The 22,150-nt window shown below is 61.1% G+C and carries 20 protein-coding genes and 3 pseudogenes; 9 read left to right on the top strand and 14 right to left on the bottom strand.

Going from position 1 to position 22,150, the window contains the following annotated elements; all coding sequences use genetic code 11:
• Nucleotides 1-57 precede the first annotated feature (57 nt).
• Nucleotides 58-3,015: a Tn3 family transposase gene (locus M529_RS28265; protein ID WP_031294302.1), complete on the bottom strand. Its 2,958-nt coding sequence runs from the start codon at nucleotides 3,013-3,015 to the stop codon at nucleotides 58-60.
• Nucleotides 3,016-3,154: 139 nt separating this feature from the next.
• Between M529_RS28265 and M529_RS28260 the strand changes: the two genes are divergently transcribed.
• Nucleotides 3,155-3,748, top strand: coding sequence for a recombinase family protein (locus M529_RS28260; RefSeq protein WP_013039114.1), 594 nt, complete (start codon nucleotides 3,155-3,157; stop codon nucleotides 3,746-3,748).
• Nucleotides 3,749-3,919: 171 nt separating this feature from the next.
• Nucleotides 3,920-4,321, top strand: coding sequence for a type IV secretory system conjugative DNA transfer family protein (locus M529_RS28255; protein ID WP_020817825.1), 402 nt, complete (start codon nucleotides 3,920-3,922; stop codon nucleotides 4,319-4,321).
• A gap of 272 nt (nucleotides 4,322-4,593) precedes the next feature.
• On the opposite strand, the gene M529_RS28250 is transcribed toward M529_RS28255, so the two are convergent.
• From M529_RS28250 to M529_RS28225, 7 genes are all read right to left on the bottom strand, one after another.
• Nucleotides 4,594-4,890: a hypothetical protein gene (locus M529_RS28250; protein ID WP_006473490.1), complete on the bottom strand. Its 297-nt coding sequence runs from the start codon at nucleotides 4,888-4,890 to the stop codon at nucleotides 4,594-4,596.
• Nucleotides 4,891-4,926: 36 nt separating this feature from the next.
• Nucleotides 4,927-5,550 carry a ParA family partition ATPase gene (parA, locus tag M529_RS28245; protein ID WP_021316632.1) on the bottom strand — a complete coding sequence of 208 codons (624 nt, stop codon included), beginning with the start codon at nucleotides 5,548-5,550 and terminating at the stop codon, nucleotides 4,927-4,929.
• 67 nt (nucleotides 5,551-5,617) lie between these two features.
• Nucleotides 5,618-5,923 (bottom strand): type II toxin-antitoxin system RelE/ParE family toxin, encoded by a 306-nt coding sequence (locus tag M529_RS28240; RefSeq protein WP_006473480.1) that lies wholly within the window; start codon nucleotides 5,921-5,923, stop codon nucleotides 5,618-5,620.
• On the bottom strand, nucleotides 5,920-6,189 hold the full coding sequence (locus M529_RS28235; RefSeq protein ID WP_006473479.1) for a CopG family ribbon-helix-helix protein: 270 nt from the start codon (nucleotides 6,187-6,189) through the stop codon (nucleotides 5,920-5,922). Before M529_RS28235 ends, M529_RS28240 begins: the two co-directional genes overlap by 4 nt.
• Before the next feature lie 277 nt (nucleotides 6,190-6,466).
• The gene (locus M529_RS28230) at nucleotides 6,467-7,345 is read right to left on the bottom strand and encodes a helix-turn-helix domain-containing protein (RefSeq protein ID WP_020817827.1); all 879 of its coding nucleotides are present in this window, start codon (nucleotides 7,343-7,345) and stop codon (nucleotides 6,467-6,469) included.
• A gap of 194 nt (nucleotides 7,346-7,539) precedes the next feature.
• A complete protein-coding gene (locus M529_RS0124135) occupies nucleotides 7,540-7,755 on the bottom strand; it encodes a ribbon-helix-helix protein, CopG family (RefSeq protein ID WP_020817828.1) in 216 nt (71 codons plus the stop codon).
• 99 nt (nucleotides 7,756-7,854) lie between these two features.
• The gene (locus M529_RS28225) at nucleotides 7,855-8,421 is read right to left on the bottom strand and encodes a recombinase family protein (RefSeq protein WP_006473455.1); all 567 of its coding nucleotides are present in this window, start codon (nucleotides 8,419-8,421) and stop codon (nucleotides 7,855-7,857) included.
• Nucleotides 8,422-8,562: 141 nt separating this feature from the next.
• Between M529_RS28225 and M529_RS28220 the strand changes: the two genes are divergently transcribed.
• On the top strand, nucleotides 8,563-9,174 hold the full coding sequence (locus tag M529_RS28220; RefSeq protein WP_020820347.1) for a uridine kinase family protein: 612 nt from the start codon (nucleotides 8,563-8,565) through the stop codon (nucleotides 9,172-9,174).
• Nucleotides 9,175-9,373: 199 nt separating this feature from the next.
• Here M529_RS28220 and M529_RS28215 read toward each other — a convergent pair.
• Nucleotides 9,374-10,840: pseudogene (locus M529_RS28215) on the bottom strand (Tn3 family transposase); the annotation flags it as partial.
• 129 nt (nucleotides 10,841-10,969) lie between these two features.
• Here M529_RS28215 and M529_RS28210 point away from each other — a divergent pair.
• Nucleotides 10,970-13,879, top strand: coding sequence for a Tn3 family transposase (locus M529_RS28210; protein WP_006961814.1), 2,910 nt, complete (start codon nucleotides 10,970-10,972; stop codon nucleotides 13,877-13,879).
• Between the two features lie 142 nt (nucleotides 13,880-14,021).
• A complete protein-coding gene (locus tag M529_RS28205) occupies nucleotides 14,022-14,888 on the top strand; it encodes a recombinase family protein (RefSeq protein ID WP_006961816.1) in 867 nt (288 codons plus the stop codon).
• Nucleotides 14,889-14,898: 10 nt separating this feature from the next.
• Here the strand turns inward: M529_RS28205 and M529_RS28200 are convergent, their stop codons facing one another.
• Nucleotides 14,899-16,368, bottom strand: coding sequence for a DUF4158 domain-containing protein (locus M529_RS28200; protein ID WP_020820345.1), 1,470 nt, complete (start codon nucleotides 16,366-16,368; stop codon nucleotides 14,899-14,901).
• A gap of 125 nt (nucleotides 16,369-16,493) precedes the next feature.
• Between M529_RS28200 and M529_RS28195 the strand changes: the two genes are divergently transcribed.
• The 3 genes and pseudogenes from M529_RS28195 to M529_RS48115 form a co-directional block, all read left to right on the top strand.
• Nucleotides 16,494-17,108, top strand: coding sequence for a recombinase family protein (locus M529_RS28195; RefSeq protein WP_000904906.1), 615 nt, complete (start codon nucleotides 16,494-16,496; stop codon nucleotides 17,106-17,108).
• A 65-nt stretch (nucleotides 17,109-17,173) separates the two neighbouring features.
• Nucleotides 17,174-17,977, top strand: a complete 804-nt coding sequence (gene aph(3'')-Ib / locus M529_RS0124130; protein WP_001082319.1) for an aminoglycoside O-phosphotransferase APH(3'')-Ib — start codon at nucleotides 17,174-17,176, stop codon at nucleotides 17,975-17,977.
• Nucleotides 17,977-18,807 (top strand): annotated as a pseudogene (locus M529_RS48115) (APH(6)-I family aminoglycoside O-phosphotransferase); the annotation flags it as partial. The gene aph(3'')-Ib and the pseudogene M529_RS48115, both read left to right, overlap by 1 nt.
• Before the next feature lie 50 nt (nucleotides 18,808-18,857).
• On the opposite strand, the gene M529_RS28185 reads toward M529_RS48115, so the two are convergent.
• On the bottom strand, nucleotides 18,858-19,622 hold the full coding sequence (locus M529_RS28185) for an IS6-like element IS6100 family transposase (RefSeq protein ID WP_021316397.1): 765 nt from the start codon (nucleotides 19,620-19,622) through the stop codon (nucleotides 18,858-18,860).
• A 159-nt stretch (nucleotides 19,623-19,781) separates the two neighbouring features.
• On the opposite strand from M529_RS28185, the pseudogene M529_RS28180 reads away from it, so the two are divergent.
• Nucleotides 19,782-20,477, top strand: a pseudogene (locus M529_RS28180) (IS5 family transposase); the annotation flags it as partial.
• A gap of 461 nt (nucleotides 20,478-20,938) precedes the next feature.
• Here M529_RS28180 and M529_RS28175 read toward each other — a convergent pair.
• From M529_RS28175 to M529_RS28165, 3 genes are all read right to left on the bottom strand, one after another.
• Nucleotides 20,939-21,271, bottom strand: a complete 333-nt coding sequence (locus tag M529_RS28175) for a BrnA antitoxin family protein (protein ID WP_007682049.1) — start codon at nucleotides 21,269-21,271, stop codon at nucleotides 20,939-20,941.
• The gene (locus M529_RS28170) at nucleotides 21,252-21,560 is read right to left on the bottom strand and encodes a BrnT family toxin (RefSeq protein WP_007682056.1); all 309 of its coding nucleotides are present in this window, start codon (nucleotides 21,558-21,560) and stop codon (nucleotides 21,252-21,254) included. Before M529_RS28170 ends, M529_RS28175 begins: the two co-directional genes overlap by 20 nt.
• 31 nt (nucleotides 21,561-21,591) lie before the next feature.
• The coding region (locus M529_RS28165) for a recombinase family protein (protein WP_021316629.1) at nucleotides 21,592-22,150 on the bottom strand (559 nt) is incomplete at its 5' end.

The following is a 22,150-nucleotide window of genomic DNA, read 5'->3' as shown; positions in this document are numbered from 1 at the left end:
GGGGTGACTACACGAAAGTGACGTATCTGCACGGAAAGGGCGAACGGATAGCGAACGTCACGCGGCAAGTAGGGAGTTGACGGCGCGCAGCGGTCGCAAGGCGTCCGGATCGGGTTGATCTTCAACATTCCAGCTATAGTCACCGGTCAGCGAGATATGCTCCCAGCCCAATGGCGCGATGTGGCGTGCGATTTCGTCGGCTGTGCCGATGTCCGCCAGCGCCATTTCGAGATAGCGAGTGTTCCACAAGATGATGGCGGCGACGAGCAGGTTGAGGCCGGAGGCGCGATAGGTCTGGTTCTCGAACCGACGATCGCGCAGTTCGCCGAGCTGGTTGAAGAAGAGCGCGCGGGCGAGCGCGTTGCGGGCTTCGCCTTTGTTGAGGCCCGCCTGGGTGCGCCGGCGCAGGTCGATGTCGCGCAGCCAGTCGAGCATGAAAATGGAGCGTTCGAGGCGGCCCAGCTCGCGTAGTGCGAGGGCCAGTCCGTTCTGTCGCGGATAGGCGGACAAGCGGCGCAGCATTGCCGAAGCAGTGACGGTGCCGGTGCGGATCGACGTGGCGAACCGCAGCAGTTCGTCCCAATGCGCCGCGACATGACCCAATGCGATCGGTTCGGCCGTCATGCCGGCAAGCAAGGGGCCGGATTCTTGGCCGGGAAGGAGGTGTAAACGACGCTCCTTGATGTCGCGCAGGCGCGGCGCGAAGCGGTAGCCGAAGAAGGGCATGAGGCCGAACACATGGTCCGATGCCCCGCCCGTATCGGTGTAGTGCTCCTCGATCGTCAGGCCGGTCTGGTGATACAGCAAGCCATCCAGCACATAGGGCGCTTCGCCAGCGGTCGCCGCGATCACCCGACTTGCGAAGGGGTCATATCGATCCGAGACATGGGTGTAGAAGGCAACGCCTGGTTCGTTGCCGCTGCGCGCGTTGATGTCGCCGATCGCGGCCCCACGGCCCCCGGCATGAAATTGCTGTCCGTCGCTCGACGAAGTGGTGCCGTCTCCCCACAGCGCGGCGAGCGGCATGGCGCGATGGGCGTCGATCAGCCTTCCCAACGCTTCGCCATAGGCGGCTTCGCTGATGTGCCAGTCGTGAAGATGGGCGAGCTGACGCAGACTTGCGCCCCGGCAGGTTTCCGCCATGCGTGTGAGGCCGAGATTGATGCCATCGGCGAGGATGACCGTGAGCAGCGCATTGCGATCGTCGGCTTCCCGGCCCGAACGACGATGGATGAAGCATTCGCTGAACCCGGTCCAGGCATCGACCTCCAGCAGAAGATCGGTGATCTTCACGCGCGGCAGTCGATCATAGGCGGCGCGACGGGCAATCTCGGTGGCGGGCGGTGTTGCCGCCTTCAGCGGCGAGATGATGAGACCGTTTTCGTCAAGCTTAACCTGGGGCAGCTCCCCTTGCCGTGCAAGGACCGTTACCTGCTTGATCGCCGTGTCGAGCCTGGTGCGCCGTTCCTCGATATGGCGCTCGAAATCCGTTTCGATGGCGAGCGGCAACGGCCCCTTCTCGCGCAGCGCCGCAAAGGTCGCCGGCGGTATGAGATAGCTGTCGAAATCGCGAAACTGCCGGCTTCCCGCGACCCATATATCCCCGGCTCGCAACCGCTCGCGTAGTTGCGACAAGGCGCATAGTTCATAAGCGGCACGATCAACGATGCCATCCCGCAGGACGAACGGGCGCCATGCGGGCGGCACAAAGCGTAGCGGCACGCGATCAGGCAAGCGCCGTTTGCCGGTCCGATATAGCTCCGCGCTGATGGCCAGCGCTGACAGGAGCCCCTGAACCGCGCCGGCGCCGCGAAACTCGAAGGCGTTGAGAAAAGCGCCGACAAAGAGCTTCACCGTCCGATGCCGCTCGATCAATTCGGCGGTGCGATCGACGGTTTCCGGTCGCCCGAGCACTTCGGCCTGCTCGACGGCCACGGCGAAGTGCTGCCAGTCCAGCGCCTCGATCTGCGCCAGAGAATCCACGCCCTTGCTGCGCGCGTCGATGAGGAGGCGGCAAGACCCCGTGAGCGTCCGGAGGTGGCCTTGCAACTCGCGCACCGTCTTGAGGGCTTTGTCGCGGGTCCGGTTCTCGGCGCGGCGCGCCATGCTGCCCAACAGCTTGTCGAACATCGTCAGGGTGGCGTCGGTCAGGCTTTCCTCAAGCCGGATGCCGGTTGCCGCCAGCGTCGCATGGCGGCGCAGGGCATTGAGTTCGCCAAGGTGCTGGGGTGTGATGCGGCTGCCTTCGTCCGCCAGCCTGTCAAAAGTCAAAGCCGGGATCATGTCGGCACGGGCGCGATCGAGGCCCAGCGCGCGGATATAGGCGAGCCGTTCGATCAGGCGCAGGATGTTGCGCGCTGCCGGCGATTGTGGCGCATTGCGCATCCAGGATAGCCATGTCGCGACCTGCCCCGGTCGTCGGGCCAGCAAATCGTCCAGGCCCTGAAGGGTGTCAGGCAGCAGGCCATTCGTGAGCACTTCATAGGTAAGCTGTTCGGCTTGCTGGCGCGCCCGCCGCAGCACCGCTTCGAGAATCGACGGAGAAGGCAGGAGGATCTGCAGGCGCCGGAGTTCATCGACGATGACGTCTGCCATCTGGCCGGGGTGTATGATGGTCTGCGCGATTGGGACCGAGAAGGCGACAACTTCACGGAAAGCGTTGCGGTCAAAAATCCTGAACCCGTGCGATCGTCGGATTTCGACGAGATGCTCGCGACGGGTCTGGTCCCGATGGGCATAATCCGCGAAGGCTGCCGGCGCGACGCCGAGTTGCTGCGCCACATAGGCGAGCACAGGAGCGGGCGGGACTTCGCCCGCTTCCAGCGCACGGCCAGGCCATCTCATATATAGCATGAGCATCGCATAGCCGAGCCGGGTGGCATCGCCGCGACGGCGGCCGACAATTTCCAGGTCGTCGCTGGTCAGCGTATAATGACGCGCGATCTCGCGCTCATCGAGCGGCGCGCCATAATGCCTCGCCCAGATTTCCAGGCTCACCAGTCGCCGTCTCGCCAAGCATCATCTCCTTCGCTTTGCGTGTCCGTCAGACGGTCCTCTGGCGGCCAGCAGGAATATGTCCGTTAACTCTGGACCTATAACGGCGATTCGGACAAGATCAGATAATGATGGGAAAACGGACAGGATTGGGCTGCATGTGGCGTTGATCGGCTATGCGCGCGTCTCGACGGCAGACCAGAAGCTCTCACTCCAGCTCGACGCGCTGAACGCGGCCGGGTGCGACCGGATATTCGACGATCACGCATCTGGTGCAAAAGCCGATCGGCCCGGCCTGGCCGAGGCGCTCGCCTATCTGCGCAGCGGCGACACGCTGGTGGTTTGGAAACTCGACCGTCTTGGGCGCTCGATGAGCCATCTGATTGAGAAGGTCGGCGAGCTAGCGACGCGAGGTATCGGGTTCCGCTCGCTCACCGAGAACATCGACACCACCACTTCGGGCGGGATGCTGGTGTTCAACATCTTCGGCTCGCTTGCCCAGTTTGAGCGCGATCTGATCCGGGAGCGCACCCATGCAGGCCTCAAGGCCGCTCGCGAGCGAGGTCGCCCCGGTGGGCGGCGGCCAGTGGTCACACCTGACAAGCTCCGCAAGGCGCGCGAACATATCGCTTCCGGCCTCACAGTTCGCGAGGCCGCCGCGCGCCTCAAGATCGGCAAAACCGCCCTCTACAAAGCCCTCGAAGCCACGGAGAAGAACACAAAGTCCCAGCGTTCCCGGTCCGTTCGCTCTTAGCGTGCAGATAAGTCACTTTCGTGCAGTCACCCCTACGATTTCACCTGGATGTGGCGCGAACTCGGCATCGAAGACCTGCGGAAATAGTCCCCTTCCACTGACGCTGACGCCTACCGTGAATCTGTGTCCGATTAATGCATAAGGGCCCATCTGGCCCCCGTCGAGCGCGCAATGGGCCTCATGGCCGGCTACGGCGTCCAGCTCTGGCCGATCCTGCAAGACGTTCACCAGCTCCGCGCCACCTACGGGCAACGCGCCGGCACCTTCCTGTCAAATGCCGGCGTCCTACAGGTGTTCGGCGTCAACGATCACGACAGCGCCCGGCTTGTCTCCGATCTGCTCGGGCAGGAAACCGTTGTGTTCCAGACCATGAGCCGGGCGCTCGATTCCGATAAATCCGGCATCTCCTACGGCGAGCAACACACGGCCCGCCCGCTGCTGACCCCCGATGAGGTCCGCAACCTGCCGCAGCATGTCGAATTGCTGTTCCTCGCCGGGCAACGGCCGATCGTCGCCGGCAAGCTCGCCTATTATGCCGATGCAGAGTTCCGGGGGCTGTATGACGCTGCCTGACGTGACAAGAAGCGGACCCGGCGCATAGCGCCGGGACTTTGTTACGAACGGCCCTCCGGCTCTCTACGGCGCTATTGGGGAGCGCGTTCGCCTCCGGGCCGGCGCGGCTTGCGCCGCGATCCACCCGCCGACCTGGTGCAAGCTCTATTCAGGGAAACGCCACGGCCGCGACGATAGCCCCCCGGCCGGCCCGCTCTCATCATCTAGGGCCGTAGGGACGGCCGGGGGGCGGGCCACGCGCGCAAGCATTAGCGTATTTAGCTATTTACGTATCAACGTGCATAAGGCTCGATCGGCGGCAATCCGTGCTGTGCCAGAACCGCCGAAAGCCCGGCCTCGGCCATCGCCTGAATTGTCGTTCCCTCTGCATCCGCGAGCTGGCGAAGGCGCTGCCAGTCCGATCGCCGGACCTTGACCGTAAGCGCGACAGTCTCGCCCCCTCCCCTCTTTCGCCTCGGCGTCGGGATTTCCACGGCCGGGCGATCGTCCTCGATCGCTGCAAGGCTGGTGGCCTCCGCGCCGGCCTTCGGGCGGGTGAAGGCCGCGAGGCCGGTTGCTTTCTTTGCCATAGGTTTCGCTCCTTCAATACGCGCTTACGTATTTAGCTATTTACGTTCTAACGTGCCTTTAATCCACGCCCACAAAGCCCGGATTTCCTCCGCTGCTTTCCCTTCGGCCTCGAACTCCGTCACGGCGCTGCCAGTCGTGACGGCGCGGGCGAACGCGCGCCGGTCGGTAATCTCGCCGGGAACGATCGGCAGTCCGTAGGCTTCCAGCGCCGCGCGCGTCTCCCCGATCTCGGGCGCACGGAACGGGCAGGCAGACAGGACGAACGCGCCGCGCACTTTCGCGGCCGCCACGATCTCGACGGCGGCCGGGACCGCAGCGAGGTCAAACGCGGACGGTCTGACCGGAATCAAGACCAGCTCCGACCTTCGGGCGATCTGGCCGGCCGCCGGGGCGGCATGGGGCGGGGCGTCCACTACGGCCAAGGTCATGCCCTCGCCCTCGGCCGCCCTAAGCGCGGCGTCCAGCTCCCCGGCCTGCGCCGTGGCGACGATCGGCGTTCCGGCTTCCCGCGCGCTCGCCCATGCGGTCGCGCTCTCCTGTGGGTCCGCGTCGATGACGCAAACCCGTTCGCCGGTCGCCTCGGCCGCCACGGCGGTATGAACCGAAAGCGTGGTTTTTCCGCTCCCGCCCTTCTGGCTCAAAAACGCAATGACGTTCATGCGTCAATCCTTCTTTGCGTGAATACGTATTGAAGCATATAGCTAAGGACGTTACTACGTCTTTAAGCTAGTGCGGCCATTCCTCGGCCGGCCAGTCGCGCGACGTGTGGATGACGCGCACGATCACGACGCTTTCCCGGCCCCCCACGTCCCGCAGCTCATAGGCGATGATGTAGGGATGACGGGCGAGGGACTTTTCATAGGTTCCGCTCACCCGCCCCGGCCGGCCGGTCGCAAATTCGCCGAGCTTGTTCCCGGCGTCCTCGATCGCATCCACGACCCGTTCGGCGGCGAATGGGTTGTCCTCTGCGATATAGCGCAGGATTTCGAGGTTATCCCGCTGCGCCTCAATCGACCAGACAACCGGCCTCATCCGCGCGCGGCTTTCCGGCGCTTCGCTTCCTCGATAACCTCACGCATTTCCGCGACGGCCTGCGCATGGGGGATCACTCGGCCGGCCGCTGCATCAGCCATGCCGCGCTTGATACCGTCGATGATTTCAAGCTCGCGATCGACATAGGCGGCGACGGCCTCGCCGGCGAGGAAGGATTTGCTTCGCTGCGTGTCGTTCGCGATCCGGTCGAGCTTTTCTTTCACATCGGGCCTAACCCGAATCGTCATGGTGGTGCTGGCGGTCATGGAATCGCCTCCGTGTGTTGAATTGTGTACACTCTAGCACGTTTTCCCGGCCGCCGCCATCGCCTTCTATCAAGGTAATACGTTTACACGTCAATACGTATTAACGTAAATAATTAAGCGCCGACCTTGCCCTTCACTCCCTCTCGAAAGCCATAGGACGCTGGTCGCAGGCGCGAGCGGTGCGGATTAGGTAGTGGGGGTGCCGTTTCCCGGCCCGCCTATACGCGGGCCGGAACCGCCGCAGGGCTGCGTAAGCAGCCCGAACAGCGGCGACCGCTTATGTTTTGCCTCTTAGATAAAGATCAGATGGGGATTCAGTCTGGTTATCGGACTCACGTTTCATGAAGTTTTTCGCCATGCGCACAAGGGCCTGTCCTAGCGGGCTATCGCCGGCGTCGATCTGCGTTCGCTCATCGAGGGGCAGGGTGGTCTTGTAGGCGTCGATTGCCTCGCTCCAAGCCCGCTGATCCTGTCCATGATCGGCGGGCGGGGGTGGAGCCTTGCCGAACCGTCCAAGGAACTGCCGGGCCTTCTCCGGCAGGGACAGGCGATAGGCGTTGCTGGCCTGCTGCACCTGTGGGCCGCGCCCTTCGTTCCCGGTCGGCTCATAGCGCCGCAGCCAGTCAATGAAGCCATGCGCCCGCAGATTCTTCAGCGCCCGCACGATCGTATCGCGCGACCGGCCTAGCCGATCCATGATCGTGGTGATTGACGGCTCAAGCCGGCCGGTGCGGAAGTCGATGAGATTGACGAACAGCCGCAGCACGTCCAGCGCCACCGATCCTAGCGGCCCGCTGCGCTCGCCCTTCTCGTGCAAGCCGGCCTCGTTGTAGATTTCGGCCGCCTTCAAGATCGCCTGCACGTCCTTGCGCGTCGTCGGCCGCCATATGCGGCCCTCCGATCGTCCCCGGATATGGCTATGCCGGCGAACTGGTGTCGGGCAGCGTGGGGCAGGGGGCGGAAAGATCAACCCTAGCGCGGTCTGTCCCGATCCCCGCAGGGCGGCCCGGCGCTCATGGGCGAGCGTCGTAAGCTCGCCGGCCTCGTCGTCGGTGAGCTGGCCCGCGCCGTATCGAGTCCAAACCTCCCGCATGATTTCATCAAGCGCGTTCCCGCGCGCGCAGCCGATCGCGGCCGCGTAGTGCGTCCTCAACATATGCCCTCGTCCTTCCTTTTGAAGGACATGACAGCGCGGACGGCAGGCACAGCTTTCCCCGTTTCCGCAAGAATCAATCTTGCGAATTGGAGTGCTCTAGCGTAGATAAGGGGAGACTTTGATGGCCCCGGCTCTACGGTGTGTCTGACGGCCTATAAAACGCTCGACCGCGCCAACGGTCGGGCGTTTTGCCGTTATGTCCCTTGCTTCGCTTCGATATAGAACCTCAACGCTTCCTCGATGATCGGCGCGCGCCCTCGCAAGCCCGCGTCGTCCTTCAGGCGGTCAATCGCCGCGACCAGCTCGCCGGGCAGATCGGCCTGCACAAGAATCCGGCCCTCCGCGCGCCAACGGGCGCGCAGGTTTCGGACACTTTCCAGCTTAACTTGTTCTCGGGTGCGACTCGCCATGTCTACATGAAGAGACGAAATCGCCCGATTCTGCAACCCTTTGCGTAAGGGGGCGAGAAAGGCACTACTTCTAGGGCCGGGCGACTAAACGTAGTTGCGTCAATGCGTATCCACGTCAATGCGTTCTATGGCCCGGTAGAGGGTAGAGCGATGCACACCCAAGAGCCGGGCAACCTCGGCCGGCTTCTTGTCCTCGCTGATGAGCTGGCGGGCGTGTGCGATCTGCTCGGCCGACAGGGCAGGGGGGCGGCCGAACCGAACGCCCTTCGCCTTCGCCGCCGCGCGGCCGGCGCTCGTGCGCTCATGGATCAAGCTGCGCTCGAACTCGGCAACGCCGGCGAAGAAAGTCAGCACCATGCGCCCGGCCGGCGTCGTCGTGTCGGCCCACGGCTCGGCCAGCGAACGCAAGCCGGCCTCGGCGTGGCCGATCCGCTCAGCAATGTCGAGAAGATCGCGCGTCGATCGGGCGAGGCGATCAAGCCGCGTCACCGTCACCACGTTCCCGGGCTGCAAATGGTCCAGCATCTTCGCCAGCTCGCGGCGGCCGCGCTGCGCGCCGGATGCCTTTTCCTCGAACACGCGCTTGCAGCCGGCCGCTTTCAGCGCCGCGCGCTGCTGGTCGAGAGTCTGGCCGTCGGTCGAGACGCGGGCATATCCGATAAGCAAGGGCAGGGGCTTCCTCGTGGGCGACATGCCCGGAATCTACCTCGTGCAAACCGTCGCGGAAATCCCTATTATGCGACAAGAAAGCTGTCGCGGGTTTTGGAATTTTTGCGACAACGCAGCATCATCGAAATTGGTTGAACAATGAAGTCGCCTGAACTCCACATACTTGAGAGAATAGAAGCCCTCCGCGCCGAACTCGCACGTCCTGTTGTCGTGGCGCTTGACGGGGGAAGCGGCTCCGGTAAGTCAACGATTGCGGCAAGGTTGGCGAAGCTGACCGACATAGCCTTGGTTACGCTCGATGATTTCTATCAAACGCAGGTTCCCGAATCCGAGTGGCCTCACAAAACCGTGGCGGAGCGGTTGAATCGCGTTTTTGAGTGGGACCGCGTTCGCGAGGCAATAGAGCCTCTACGCAAGGGGGAACCTGCACAGTGGCGAGCTTTCGACTTCATGCAGGGACTAGGCCCGGATGGCACTTACAGCCTCAAGAACGAATTTACCGAAGTCGCGCCAGCGCCCACGATTCTGCTCGAAGGAGCTTATTCCGCATCTCCGTTCCTTCGGGATTTGATCGACCTCGCCGTGATCGTGGATGTGCCGACCAAAGTGCGGCATGAACGGACTGCTGCGCGCGAACAGGGCGCGGAGGGCTTTTTAGCCGCGTGGCACGCTGTTTGGGACGATGTTGAAAGCTACTATTTCGAGCGCGTCTGCCCGCCAAGGTCTTTTGATCTGGTGATCCAGAATTAAATTCCTTCGCGCCCCTTATGTCGCGCAAATCCTGAAACCTGCACCACGTCCGCAGCGGCGCGGAATCCGGGCCGCGACGTGTCGCGAAAGTCAGTCGCACAAGTTTGACTTTCGCACCTGATTTTTGCGACAGATTTTTCCCTGCAAAATCAGCGCCGGCGATTTTGGGGTCGTTTGCGGGAGGGGGCGGAATCCTACGCTAAGGCTTTGGCCAGCGATATTCTCCGGTGAGATTGATGTGTTCCCATCCGAGCGGCGAAACATGGGCCAAGAGATCGGGCGATAGCAGCTTTCCATCGCGTTTCTGGTTTGCAACGACCTCGCCGAGCTTCATGGTGTTCCAGAAGATGATGATGGCGGCGAGCAGATTCATGCCGGCGATGCGGTAATGCTGGCCTTCGGCGGAACGGTCGCGGATTTCACCGCGGCGGTGGAAGCTGATTGCCCGCTTCAGCGCATGATGAGCTTCGCCTTTGTTGAGCCCGATCTGGGCACGCCGTTGGAGTTCGGCATCCAGAATCCAGTCGATCATGAACAGGGTGCGCTCGACGCGACCGACTTCCCGCAGGGCTGTCGCGAGCTCGTTCTGCCGCGGATAGGAGGCGAGTTTCCGCAGAATCTGGCTTGGCGCGACGGTCCCGGCAGCAATGGTGGCGGCGATGCGCAGGATGTCGGGCCAATTGCGCTCGATCATGGCTTGGTTGACCTTTCCGCCGATCAACGCTCGCAGGTGCGCCGGGGCGGCCGACGGATTGAACGCGTAGAGCCGTTTGGATGGCAGGTCGCGGATGCGCGGAGCGAACCGGTAGCCGAGAATGGCACATGCGGCAAAGACGTGATCGGTGAAGCCGCCCGTGTCGGTGAACTGCTCGCGGATATGGCGTCCAGCATCGTTCATCAGCAGGCCATCGAGGATGTAAGGCGCTTCGCTTGCCGTTGCAGGAATCACCTGGGTTGCGAACGGCGCATATTGGTCGGAGACGTGGCTATAGGCTTTCAGGCCCGGGGTATTGCCATATTTCGCGTTGACCAGGTTCATGGCCTCACCTTGCTCTGTAGCGACGAAGAACTGTCCGTCGCTCGAAGCCGACGTGCCCATGCCCCAGAACCGGGCCATGGGTAACGCTGCCTGTGCCTCGACCACCATGGCCAGCGCCCGGTCATAGGCTTCGCCCTCGACATGCCACCGTCCAATGCGGATCAATTCCCAGAAGGTGTGGGTGTTTGTCGCATCCGCCATTTTGCGCAAGCCGAGGTTGATCCCTTCCGCCAAGATAACGTTCATTAGCCCGATCCGGTCAGCGCAGGGTGCTCCTGTGCGCAGATGGGTGAACGCTTCGGTGAAGCCGGTCGCCGCATCCACCTCCAGCAGGAGATCGGTGATGCGCGTGGGCGGGATCTGCTTGTAGAGATCGAGCACCAGATCTTCGGCGCCTGTCGGCGCGGCGGCTTCGAGTTTCTCGATATGCAGAACGCCGTTTTCAATCGACCCGCCCGGGATCGTGCCTGCGCGAGCGGCACGGCCAAGCTCGCGCAACCGCATGTCGAGGCGAGCTTGCCGGTCTGCCAGCCATTCCTCCGGCCGCAATGGCACAGCGAGACGACCGCCTTCCGCGATGGATTGTGCCGGAACGAGTGCGTGTTTCAGATCGCCATAGCGCCGGGACCTAGTAGGCCCAGTCGGCCCGAAGCTGCGATTTTGGTCATCTTGGAGAACACGTCGGGAACGGGCTGGTTGTTGTTGACGATCGCCCATGCGAGGAACGACGTTCCGCTCCGATAAGGGAGCGGCGTTATGAGCCTTGGCGTTTCGAGTGGGGATCTGATCGGCTCCTGGAGCCTGAGTTTTTCGGACATCGCGTTCGTGACCGGCAAAGCGGAGACGGCACGACTGGGATTGGCGGTTCAGCTTAGATTTTTCGCCGGGCATGGCTTCTTTGTGCCGGATCATGCGTCGATACCCTCCGACGGTGTCTTGTATCTGGCGGAGCAACTTGGTCTCGATGCCAAATCCGTGAACCACTATGATTTTTCCGGGCGCACCGCCCGCCGGCATTGCGCGGAGATTTTGCGGCATCTCGGGTTCCGCCGTATGACGCAGACGGATCGCAGGGCGTTGTCGAGGTGGATTTCCGACGATCTTTGTGCGGGCGGGCAGCCGATCAATGCCATGCTCGAGCATGTTTTCCTGTGGTGCCGCGACCGCCGTATCTATGGGCCGTCGCGCAAGGAGCTGGAACGCCTCGTCCGTTCGCAACGACACCTCTATCTGGAGGCCCTGTTGGCCCGAGTCCGCGATCGGCTTGCGCCGGATGCGGTCGCCTTGCTGGAAGCCTCGCTCGCCGATCCCGATGGCCCGACCGGCTTCAACACGATGAAGGGGGATGCAGGTCAGGCGACGCTCGAAAACATTCTTGGCGTGACCGCCAAACTCGCCTTTATCCAACGGCTTGCTCTTCCCCGAGATTTCCTATCGGTCACGGGCAAGGCATGGGTCGATCAGATCGTTCGCCGGGTTGCCGGCGAGAAAGCCTCGGAGATGCGCCGGCATGTACCGGCGCGCCAGCTCGGGCTCTATGCCGTTTATCTGATGGCGCGGGAAGCTCAGCTTACGGATGCGATGGTCGACCTGCTGATCGAGACGGTCCATAAGATCGGATCGCGCTCGAAACGCAAGGTGGTGGGCGATATCGCGAAAGACATCGAGCGGGTCTATGGCAAGGAGCGACTCCTGGTCGAGATTGCCAGCGCTTCGATCGACGATCCATCCGGGCGCATCTGCGATGTCATTTTCCCAATCGCCGGCAAGGACAAACTGGCGGCGATCATCAAGGAAAGCCAGGCAAAGGGCGCCTTGGATCGGCGGATCTACAAGGTGATGCGGAGGTCATGGGCCAATCATTATCGCCGTATGCTGCCAAGCCTGCTTTCGGCACTGGAGTTCCGGTCGAACAACGCCGTGTGGCGTCCGGTGCTGGCGGCCCTGGACTGGATCAGAAGCAAAGTGGATGATGGATGCCGCTACGTGCCGCCGCACGCAGTGCCGGTCGACGAGGTCATTCCGGCGAGATGGCGCAGTTCCGTCATTGATGAAGAGGGGCGCGTAAACCGGATCAGTTATGAGCTTTGTGTCCTCGCGCAACTGCGCGATCGCATCCGTTCTAAGGAAATCTGGGTTGTCGGGGCGGACCGATACCGCAATCCCGATGACGATCTTCCCAAGGACTTCGATGCGCGGCGAGAAGCATATTACACAGGATTGAACCTGACGGCGGATGCGCGTGCATTTTCAAGCGCCATCCGGGAAGAGCTTGCTCAGGAACTGTTGCTCCTCAATGCCAATATTCCCCGGAACGACAAGGTTCGGCTGCTGTGGCGCGGCGAGAACCGTATATCTCTCACCCCGTTCAAACCCTTGCCCGAACCCAGGGGTCTCGCCTCGATCAAGACCGAGATCGGCCAACGCTGGCCGATGACCGGGCTGCTCGACGTACTGAAGGAGGCTGCCCTTGATACGGGACTTCTCGAAGCGTTCGAAACATCGGCCTCGCGTGTTGCACTGCCGAAAACCGCGCTGGATCAACGTCTCCTGCTATGCCTCTACGGCCTGGGAACGAATGCCGGGCTCAAGCGGATCGCCGGCGCCACCCCCGATGTCAGCTATGAAGAGCTGCTGCATGTCCATCGCCGCTTCGTTCATGCCGCGGCGCTCAAGGAGGCGTGTGCCAGGGTTGCGAATGCGACCCTGGCAATCCGCAATGCTGCAGTCTGGGGGGACGCCGGCACGGCCTGTGCGTCAGATTCCACAAAGTTCGGAGCCTGGGATCGCAACCTGATGACGGAATGGCATGCGCGTTATGGTGGACGGGGCGTCATGATCTACTGGCATGTCGAACGACGCGCGACATGCGTCTATTCCCAGCTCAAGCGCTGCTCTTCCTCCGAGGTCGCCTCCATGATCGAGGGCGTGCTGCGCCATTGCACCGACATGGAAATCCAGCGACAATATGTTGATAGTCATGGCCAAAGCGCGGTTGGCTTTGCATTTTGCCGGCTTCTCGGATTTGAGCTTGCACCCCGCCTGAAAGCGATCGCTCGCCAGAAGCTGGCTCTTCCCGATGTCGGCATGCGAACGCGGCTTCCCCACTTGCAGCCGATCCTCTCCAGTCCGATCAACTGGGATGAGATCGAGCAGCAATATGACGAGATGGTCAAATATGCAGCCGCGATGCAGACAAAAACCGCCGACCCGGAGGCGATCCTGCGCCGGTTTAGCCGCTCCGAGGTGATGCACCCGACCTACAAGGCGTTGAGTGAGCTGGGCCGCGCGGTCAAGACGATCTTCCTGTGCCGGTATCTGCGCGAGGAGTCCTTCCGCCGCGAAATTCATGAAGGCCTGAATGTCGTTGAAAACTGGAACAGTGCCAATGGGTTCGTTTTCTTCGGCAAGGGCGGCGAGATCGCCACTAACCGCATCGATGAGCAGCAGCTCTCGGTCCTGGCGCTACATTTGCTGCAAGCGTCGCTTGTCTATGTGAACACCCGAATGCTTCAGAGCGTGCTGGTGGAACCGAAATGGACGGGCCGGATGACGCCGGATGATTATCGCGGCCTCACACCGCTGATTTACAGCCACGTCAATCCTTATGGCCGCTTCGACCTCGATCTGAATAGCCGGATCGATTTTGGGCGGCTTGCTGCCTGACCGGGGCCTTTCCGCTCGCACCATTTGGGTGCACCCGAACGTGACGATCGGAAGTGACATATACGACATGTCACAAAAGGGTGGTTCCGTCACCAATGTTACTGTACGAGGGCAAAGCCACCCTAATGTGACGGATTTGCCCATGACCCGCGTCGGCTACGCCCGCGTCAGCACCATCGACCAGGATCTCGACATCCAGGTTGCCCGGTTGAAGGCAGCGGGCTGTGAAATCCTCCGCTCCGAAACAGGCTCGGGCGCATCGCGCACTGGACGCACGGAGCTTGAGACGATCATGCAGTTCCTGCGCGCCGATGACGAACTCGTCGTCCTGCGTCTCGATCGGCTCGGTCGCTCCACACGCGATGTTCTCAATCTGGTTCATGAACTCGACCAGAAGGGAGCCTCATTGCGGGTGCTTGAGCCGGAGGTGACGACGGCCGGAAGCATGGGGCGGATGGTGATCACCATTCTGGGCATGGTCGCGGACATGGAACTGACGTTCATCAAGGACCGGCAGCGCGCCGGGATCGAGGCGGCGCGCGCCGAAGGCGTCTACAAAGGCCGGAAGAAAAACATCGATGACGATGAAATCCGACGCCGGATCACCGCCGGCGCGAGCAAGGCCAGCGTCGCGCGCGACCTCAAGATCTCAAGAATGACCGTCTATCGGGCGCTTGACGTCATTCCTTCAAGGATCGGGCTGCCGGAAAAGCCGCCTTCTGTCACCATCGCCCTGCATCTGACCATCGAGAACTTCAACAAGCATGGTCGTGGCAGAAAGCCCGCTCGCGAGCGCATTGAGGCGATGCTGGAGCGGGATTACCAGATGCAAAAGACCGGGAACTGCGATTACACGCTGACCGTCGCCTATGATCAGGGTGCCGATGGCGTCAGCCTCGATGATGAGATCGCATCTCTCCAGACAGAGATGTTCAACATCGCAGAGAGCTACAGGTGCTCGATCGAGACCGATGTTTACGAGATTGGAGGACAAGAGCGAGCCTGGTAGATCGCCATGTTCAATCTTTGTTCTTCAACATGGCCAAAATCGCAGCTTCGGGCCGACTGGGCCTAGTAAGCCAGACATCTCCGGAGCGGAACGCATCGCGCAGATGGAACAGCACCGCGATCTCCCATAGGCGAGCGTCGCCAGCCCTCTGGGCCCGAAGGTGGCGATGCCATTTCGAGCTGGGCCGCAAGAAGCTGGTCATCGCGGCATCGTTCAAACCGGTACGAAGGGCCGTCACCGCTTCCAGAAGCGGCAGTGCAACGGGCGCAGCTCGCAGATCGAGCAGGCGCAACATGCGTGGAGCGTATCGGCGGAAGCGGTGATAACCGTCGAGCACATGATTGAGCGGATCGTCGGCCATGGTGGCGGTCAGCCTGGTTGCCATTGCAACAAGGGTTTTTAAGCCGTCCCACCCTGACCCACTCGCGATGACATCGCCCAGCGGCTGGCCATCATCCTGTGCATCGACCAGGGCGCCCCCGATCTCGGCGAAGGATTTCAGGGTGTCACGCACCACCCCCGCTTCGTCTGCGACCTTTGCATGGCAAATACGCTCCGAAGCACGGTAGAGACGGCCGACGATCCGGTCGTGGGTTTCGACCACTGCGTCGGCCAACATCGCCTGCCATTCCGAGACGCAAACAGCCAAGATCGCAAGCCGCCTGTCCTCCGGGAGATCGCGCATGCCGTCGGCATAATACCGTTCACCCTGCCTGCGCAGACGAGTCACCCGATGGGCAGGAACGCCGGCAAGCAGATCCTCGGGGAGATCGATGCGTTGCAGATATTCGAGCCGGTCGAGCAGCCGGTTGGCCGACGAAGAGTTCGAGCCAGGCTCGAACTGGCGCAGCCACACAAAACGGGTCACCCGATCATCAGCCGTCTCCTCGAGCAATGCCAGCAACTGTTCTCGGATCGACATAGGCAGCCGACTGGCGATCCTCGTCTCGATGCGTCGCTCGGCATCGACGAGAGCCGCGGCACAAAGCCGCTCGATCGTGGATGTCGCGGGAAGGACAGTGCGGGTGCGTCGGCACTCGGCTACGAAGCGACGGGCGATATCCTCGTTCGACACCGCCATCTCGGCTTCTCGGAACAACCATTCCTTCAGCTCGCTCGCACCACGTCCGGAGAAGGTGCGGAAGCCGTAGAGCCCCCGTAACTCGGCAAGATGCTCGTGCCGTGTTTCCTCGCGGGCAGCATAGTCTACGAGATCGTCGGCACCCAGGCCAAGCTGCGCTCCGATAAATTCGATGACCTCTGCAGGGATCAGTTCGCCTGGAGCCAGCACCCGGCCGGGATAGCGCAGGACACACAATTGCAGGGCGAAGCCGAACCTGTTGTGAGCGCGCCGACGCAGCCTGATATGCCCAAGGTCTTCATCACTCAGCGTATAGTGCTTGAGCAAATCCGTCTGTGAAGTCGGCAAGCGCAACAGCGCGTCTTTCTGCCGATCGGTTAGAGTGACGCGACGCGGCATACATGTTCCTTTTTCAAAATCTGATAGCGTTCAAGACGCTTTGTTTATGAAGCTGGTTGAGATACATTTCCAGAGGTCAATGCAATCGTGGCCGAAGCGCCGCCTCAAACCAACGTTTGTGATACATGCTGATCGGATATGCCCGCGTCTCCAAAGCCGATGGCTCGCAGTCTCTCGACCTGCAGCACGACGCCTTGCGCGCCGCAGGTGTCGAACGGGACAATATCTATGATGATCTTGCTTCCGGCGGTCGTGATGATCGCCCTGGCTTGACTGCCTGCCTCAAGTCATTGCGTGACGGCGATGTGCTGGTGGTCTGGAAGCTCGATCGCCTCGGACGATCGCTTGCCCATCTGGTCAACACGGTGAAGGAGCTGTCAGACCGCAAGATCGGCCTGCGGGTTCTGACTGGAAAGGGCGCTCAGATCGACACCACGACTGCGTCCGGTCGCATGGTGTTCGGAATCTTCGCCACCTTGGCCGAGTTCGAGCGGGATCTGATCCGAGAGCGCACCATGGCGGGTCTCGCCTCCGCGAGAGCGCGCGGTCGCAAGGGCGGACGAAAATTCGCGCTCACCAAAGCTCAGGTGCGTCTCGCGCAAGCCGCCATGGCCCAGCGCGATACTTCAGTTTCCGATCTCTGCAAGGAACTCGGCATCGAGCGCGTCACTCTCTACCGATATGTCGGTCCCAAAGGCGAGCTCAGAGACCATGGAAAGCATGTTCTCGGACTTACGTAGCAACTCGTTTCTTTTCGCAGGTTGAGCCACCTCCGCGCTTCATCAGAAAACTGAAGGAACCTCCATTGAATCGAACTAATATTTTTTTTGGTGAATCGCATTCTGACTGGTTGCCTGTCAGAGGCGGAGAATCTGGTGATTTTGTTTTTCGACGTGGTGACGGGCATGCCTTCGCGAAAATCGCACCTGCTTCCCGCCGCGGTGAGCTCGCTGGAGAGCGTGACCGCCTCATTTGGCTCAAAGGTCGAGGTGTGGCTTGCCCCGAGGTGATCAACTGGCAGGAGGAACAGGAGGGTGCATGCTTGGTGATAACGGCAATTCCGGGAGTACCGGCGGCTGATCTGTCTGGAGCGGATTTGCTCAAAGCGTGGCCGTCAATGGGGCAGCAACTTGGCGCTGTTCACAGCCTATCGGTTGATCAATGTCCGTTTGAGCGCAGGCTGTCGCGAATGTTCGGACGCGCCGTTGATGTGGTGTCCCGCAATGCCGTCAATCCCGACTTCTTACCGGACGAGGACAAGAGTACGCCGCAGCTCGATCTTTTGGCTCGTGTCGAACGAGAGCTACCGGTGCGGCTCGACCAAGAGCGCACCGATATGGTTGTTTGCCATGGTGATCCCTGCATGCCGAACTTCATGGTGGACCCTAAAACTCTTCAATGCACGGGTCTGATCGACCTTGGGCGGCTCGGAACAGCAGATCGCTATGCCGATTTGGCACTCATGATTGCTAACGCCGAAGAGAACTGGGCAGCGCCAGATGAAGCAGAGCGCGCCTTCGCTGTCCTATTCAATGTATTGGGGATCGAAGCCCCCGACCGCGAACGCCTTGCCTTCTATCTGCGATTGGACCCTCTGACTTGGGGTTGATGTTCATGCCGCCTGTTTTTCCTGCTCATTGGCACGTTTCGCAACCTGTTCTCATTGCGGACACCTTTTCCAGCCTCGTTTGGAAAGTTTCATTGCCAGACGGGACTCCTGCAATCGTCAAGGGATTGAAACCTATAGAAGACATTGCTGATGAACTGCGCGGGGCCGACTATCTGGTATGGCGCAATGGGAGGGGAGCAGTCCGGTTGCTCGGTCGTGAGAACAATCTGATGTTGCTCGAATATGCCGGGGAGCGAATGCTCTCTCACATCGTTGCCGAGCACGGCGACTACCAGGCGACCGAAATTGCAGCGGAACTAATGGCGAAGCTGTATGCCGCATCTGAGGAACCCCTGCCTTCTGCCCTTCTCCCGATCCGGGATCGCTTTGCAGCTTTGTTTCAGCGGGCGCGCGATGATCAAAACGCAGGTTGTCAAACTGACTACGTCCACGCGGCGATTATAGCCGATCAAATGATGAGCAATGCCTCGGAACTGCGTGGGCTACATGGCGATCTGCATCATGAAAACATCATGTTCTCCAGTCGCGGCTGGCTGGTGATAGATCCCGTCGGTCTGGTCGGTGAAGTGGGCTTTGGCGCCGCCAATATGTTCTACGATCCGGCTGACAGAGACGACCTTTGTCTCGATCCTAGACGCATTGCACAGATGGCGGACGCATTCTCTCGTGCGCTGGACGTCGATCCGCGTCGCCTGCTCGACCAGGCGTACGCTTATGGGTGCCTTTCCGCAGCTTGGAACGCGGATGGAGAAGAGGAGCAACGCGATCTAGCTATCGCGGCCGCGATCAAGCAGGTGCGACAGACGGCTCTGTTGCAAAGATTGGCGGCAGTCAGAGGTAGGCTGTCGCTCTGCGCCGATCAGGCGGCTGCTGCGAAATGGTGGTTGAGCATGCCCATGGCCTCCGTCAGCGCCGAGGGCCCAATGCCAAAAGCTCTCTCCACAAGGCGCACCTCGCCCCTGATGCCGGGCTGCAGGCACCAGGGGCGAGCCTGTCCTTTGCGCAGGGCTCGCATGACTTCGAATCCCTTGATCGTGGCATAGGCCGTGGGGATCGATTTGAAACCGCGCACCGGCTTGATCAGTATCTTGAGCTTTCCGTGATCGGCCTCGATCACGTTATTGAGATMCTTCMCCTGCCGGTGGGCCGTCTCCCGGTCCAGCTTTCCTTCGCGCTTCAATTCGGTGATCGCTGCACCATAGCTCGGCGCTTTGTCGGTATTGAGCGTGGCAGGCTTTTCCCAGTGCTTCAGGCCTCGCAGGGCCTTGCCCAGGAACCGCTTCGCTGCCTTGGCGCTGCGGGTCGGCGACAGGTAGAAATCGATCGTGTCGCCCCGCTTGTCGACTGCCCGGTACAGGTAGGTCCACTTGCCCCGCACCTTGACGTAGGTTTCATCCAGGCGCCAGCTCGGATCAAAGCCACGCCGCCAGAACCAGCGCAGCCGCTTCTCCATCTCCGGGGCGTAGCACTGGACCCAGCGATAGATCGTCGTATGGTCGACCGAAATGCCGCGTTCCGCCAGCATTTCCTCAAGGTCGCGATAGCTGATCGGATAGCGACAATACCAGCGCACCGCCCACAGGATCACATCACCCTGGAAATGGCGCCACTTGAAATCCGTCATCGTTCCGTCCGTCCAATCTCCGCCAAGCATGCTCAAGCTTCACGATTTTTGCAACAGAGCCCCGGCGATTGTGGCGCATTGCGCAGCCAGGATAGCCATGTCGCGGCCTGCCCCGGTCGTCGGGCTAGCAAATCGTCCAGACCCTGAGCCAGCCAGCGCGGACGACGGCGATGCTGGCCGATGCGCGAAATCGTCGAAGCCATTTTCTATCTGCTACGGGCAGGATGTCCCTGGCGGCTTTTGCCCGACAGTTTTCCGCCATGGCGCACGGTATACCAGTGGTTCTGCACCTTGCGCGACGATGGGGTATTCGAAAGCCTCAATCATCATCTCGTTCGGATCGATCGCATCCGGACAGGGCGAGAACCAGCACCATCCGCGGCAGTCATCGACAGCCAGAGCGTGAAGACCACCGAAGCAGGCGGACCTCGTGGTTACGACGCAGGCAAGAAGACCATGGGACGCAAACGCCATGCAATGGTCGATACCGATGGTCGCGCCCTTATCATACTGGTCCATCCTGCCGATGTGCAGGACCGCGATGGCGCGGTGCCCTTGCTCCAGCAGTCTCACCAGCGGCATCCCTTCGTCGCGCGCGCCTATGCCGACAGCGCCTACAACAGCGATCGCGTCCGGGACGCCACCTCCATTACGATCGAAATCGTCCGCAAATTCGCCGATCAGACCGGCTTCGTCGTCCATCCCAGACGATGGATCGTCGAACGCACCTTCGCATGGATCAACCGCAATCGCCGTCTGGCCAAAGACTTCGAGCGGACCATCAAATCCGCAACCGCGCTCCTCTATGCCGCCGCTGCCATCGTCCTCATCCGACGCATCGCTCGTTACCCATGAGATTCAAGACAGACTCTTAACAAAATTTCGTTACTTGACGGATTTCTTGGACTTAGGGTTGCAGTGCGCCGCATGTAGATGGCTGTTCGTGGAGAAAGACAACGTGATACGTATGTTGGGTGAATTTTGGCCAGATATATTCGTGATCTTACTGGTCTGTTCGCTCGTATCATTTGCAAACCAAAAATTCGGAATATTTGTCGCTACTCCGATAACATTGGGATCGACTGCATTAACGCTATTGCTCGGAGCCGCTGGGGCGACATGATTCTACTCTTATCTTCCTTTTGGCCTTGGCTTGTTCCAGCAATTGCGTGGATCGGATTTTTCACCGGTCGCTATTTTAGAAGAAAGAGCATAGCGAAAAACACATGATTGCCGCAACTCTGGCGGCTTCGCGCGCCTACGCCGGGCCGGGTTACTCCCGGCCGTGAAAGCGGCATCCATCTGCGGCCTGCACGTCAAGCGTGTCGGCGCTCCTTCGCAGCCGCCAACATCTCGCGCCGAAGGATTGCGTTCATGCGAGCCTGATAGCCCTTGCCCTGGGATTTGAGCCAAGCAAGCACATCGGCGTCGAGCCGCGCCGTTACCTGCTGCTTGATCGGCTTATAGAACCGTCCACGCTCGGCGGTCTTCCAGAAATCCTCTGTCAGCGTCGGGGCATCACTATAGTCGATACCGCTATCCGGCATCGCCTGCAGGGCATCCAGCTCGGCCTTCTGTGCCTCGGTCAAGGGGGGCAGATTGCCCGGATCGAGCTGGAAGCGGACGGTATCAGCGTCTTTCTTCTTCATAACGTCGTCTTTCCTTTCGATCGGCTTTTCGGGCCGAAATGATATGGATGATCTCCACATATTCGCCGTCGTCGTCATCCTCAGCGACGGTGTGGGCCACCAGCAGGAGTAAATGTCCTTCGACCAGGCCCAAGGTCTGCCATCGTTGCTCGCCGCCTTCGATCCGATCATGCACGCTAAGCGCAAAGGGGTCTGCGAAGGCGCTGGCGGCCGTCTCGAAACTGATGCCATGCTTTCTCAGATTGCTCTCGGCTTTGGCTGGGTGCCAGGAAAAGCGCATGGATAACATGACGGGAATATAATTATATTTTTGTCGTTATTCAAGGCGTATCCTTGACCGGCGCTGACCACCCGATCCGCTCCAACGTGTCCGTCAATGTTGATCGCGGCACGCTGAACGTGCGAGAAACCGACGCTTTGCTGGCCCCATTGGACAGAGCGGCAACTATCAACTGCATCTTTTCCGCGGCGATCGTCGGCGGTCGTCCACCTTGTCGGCCCCGCCGCTTTGCGGCGGCCAGGCCCGCCATGATCCGCTCCCGCGTCAACGCTCGCTCGTATTGGGCGAGCGCGCCGAACAGCGAGAACAGCAACTCGCCATGCGGCGTGGTGGTATCCATCTGTTCGGTCAGCGACCGGAAGGCGATGCCGCGTTCCTTGAGGTCGGTGACGATCGCCAGCAGGTGCGGCAGCGAGCGGCCGAGCCGATCGAGCTTCCAGACAACCAGCGTGTCGCCGGCGTTCATGTAGTCGAGGCAGGCTTTCAGGCCGGCGCGATCGTCGCGCGCACCGGAAGCCTTGTCGGAGTAGAGGTGCCGTTGATCGACACCAGCGGCCGTGAGCGCATCGCGTTGCAGATCGACCGGCTCTGTTGCAAAA

It is taken from the genome of Sphingobium ummariense RL-3, from assembly GCF_000447205.1.
Classification (GTDB): domain Bacteria; phylum Pseudomonadota; class Alphaproteobacteria; order Sphingomonadales; family Sphingomonadaceae; genus Sphingobium; species Sphingobium ummariense.
The sequence above is the reverse complement of the archived record's forward strand: the minus strand, read 5'-3'. Positions and strand labels throughout refer to the sequence as shown.

What these genes read in the sequence shown, in the direction of transcription:
- M529_RS28230 (WP_020817827.1), bottom strand. Translation starts at nt 7,345, where the DNA reads ATGTTGAGGACGCACTACGCGGCCGCGATCGGCTGCGCGCGCGGGAAC.
- parA (WP_021316632.1), bottom strand. Translation starts at nt 5,550, where the DNA reads ATGAACGTCATTGCGTTTTTGAGCCAGAAGGGCGGGAGCGGAAAAACC.
- M529_RS28235 (WP_006473479.1), bottom strand. Translation starts at nt 6,189, where the DNA reads ATGACCGCCAGCACCACCATGACGATTCGGGTTAGGCCCGATGTGAAA.
- M529_RS28240 (WP_006473480.1), bottom strand. Translation starts at nt 5,923, where the DNA reads ATGAGGCCGGTTGTCTGGTCGATTGAGGCGCAGCGGGATAACCTCGAA.
- M529_RS28175 (WP_007682049.1), bottom strand. Translation starts at nt 21,271, where the DNA reads ATGAAGAAGAAAGACGCTGATACCGTCCGCTTCCAGCTCGATCCGGGC.
- M529_RS28210 (WP_006961814.1), top strand. Translation starts at nt 10,970, where the DNA reads ATGAGCCTTGGCGTTTCGAGTGGGGATCTGATCGGCTCCTGGAGCCTG.
- M529_RS28205 (WP_006961816.1), top strand. Translation starts at nt 14,022, where the DNA reads ATGACCCGCGTCGGCTACGCCCGCGTCAGCACCATCGACCAGGATCTC.
- M529_RS28220 (WP_020820347.1), top strand. Translation starts at nt 8,563, where the DNA reads ATGAAGTCGCCTGAACTCCACATACTTGAGAGAATAGAAGCCCTCCGC.
- M529_RS28195 (WP_000904906.1), top strand. Translation starts at nt 16,494, where the DNA reads ATGCTGATCGGATATGCCCGCGTCTCCAAAGCCGATGGCTCGCAGTCT.
- M529_RS28250 (WP_006473490.1), bottom strand. Translation starts at nt 4,890, where the DNA reads ATGGCAAAGAAAGCAACCGGCCTCGCGGCCTTCACCCGCCCGAAGGCC.
- M529_RS28170 (WP_007682056.1), bottom strand. Translation starts at nt 21,560, where the DNA reads ATGTTATCCATGCGCTTTTCCTGGCACCCAGCCAAAGCCGAGAGCAAT.
- M529_RS28200 (WP_020820345.1), bottom strand. Translation starts at nt 16,368, where the DNA reads ATGCCGCGTCGCGTCACTCTAACCGATCGGCAGAAAGACGCGCTGTTG.
- M529_RS0124135 (WP_020817828.1), bottom strand. Translation starts at nt 7,755, where the DNA reads ATGGCGAGTCGCACCCGAGAACAAGTTAAGCTGGAAAGTGTCCGAAAC.
- M529_RS28255 (WP_020817825.1), top strand. Translation starts at nt 3,920, where the DNA reads ATGGGCCTCATGGCCGGCTACGGCGTCCAGCTCTGGCCGATCCTGCAA.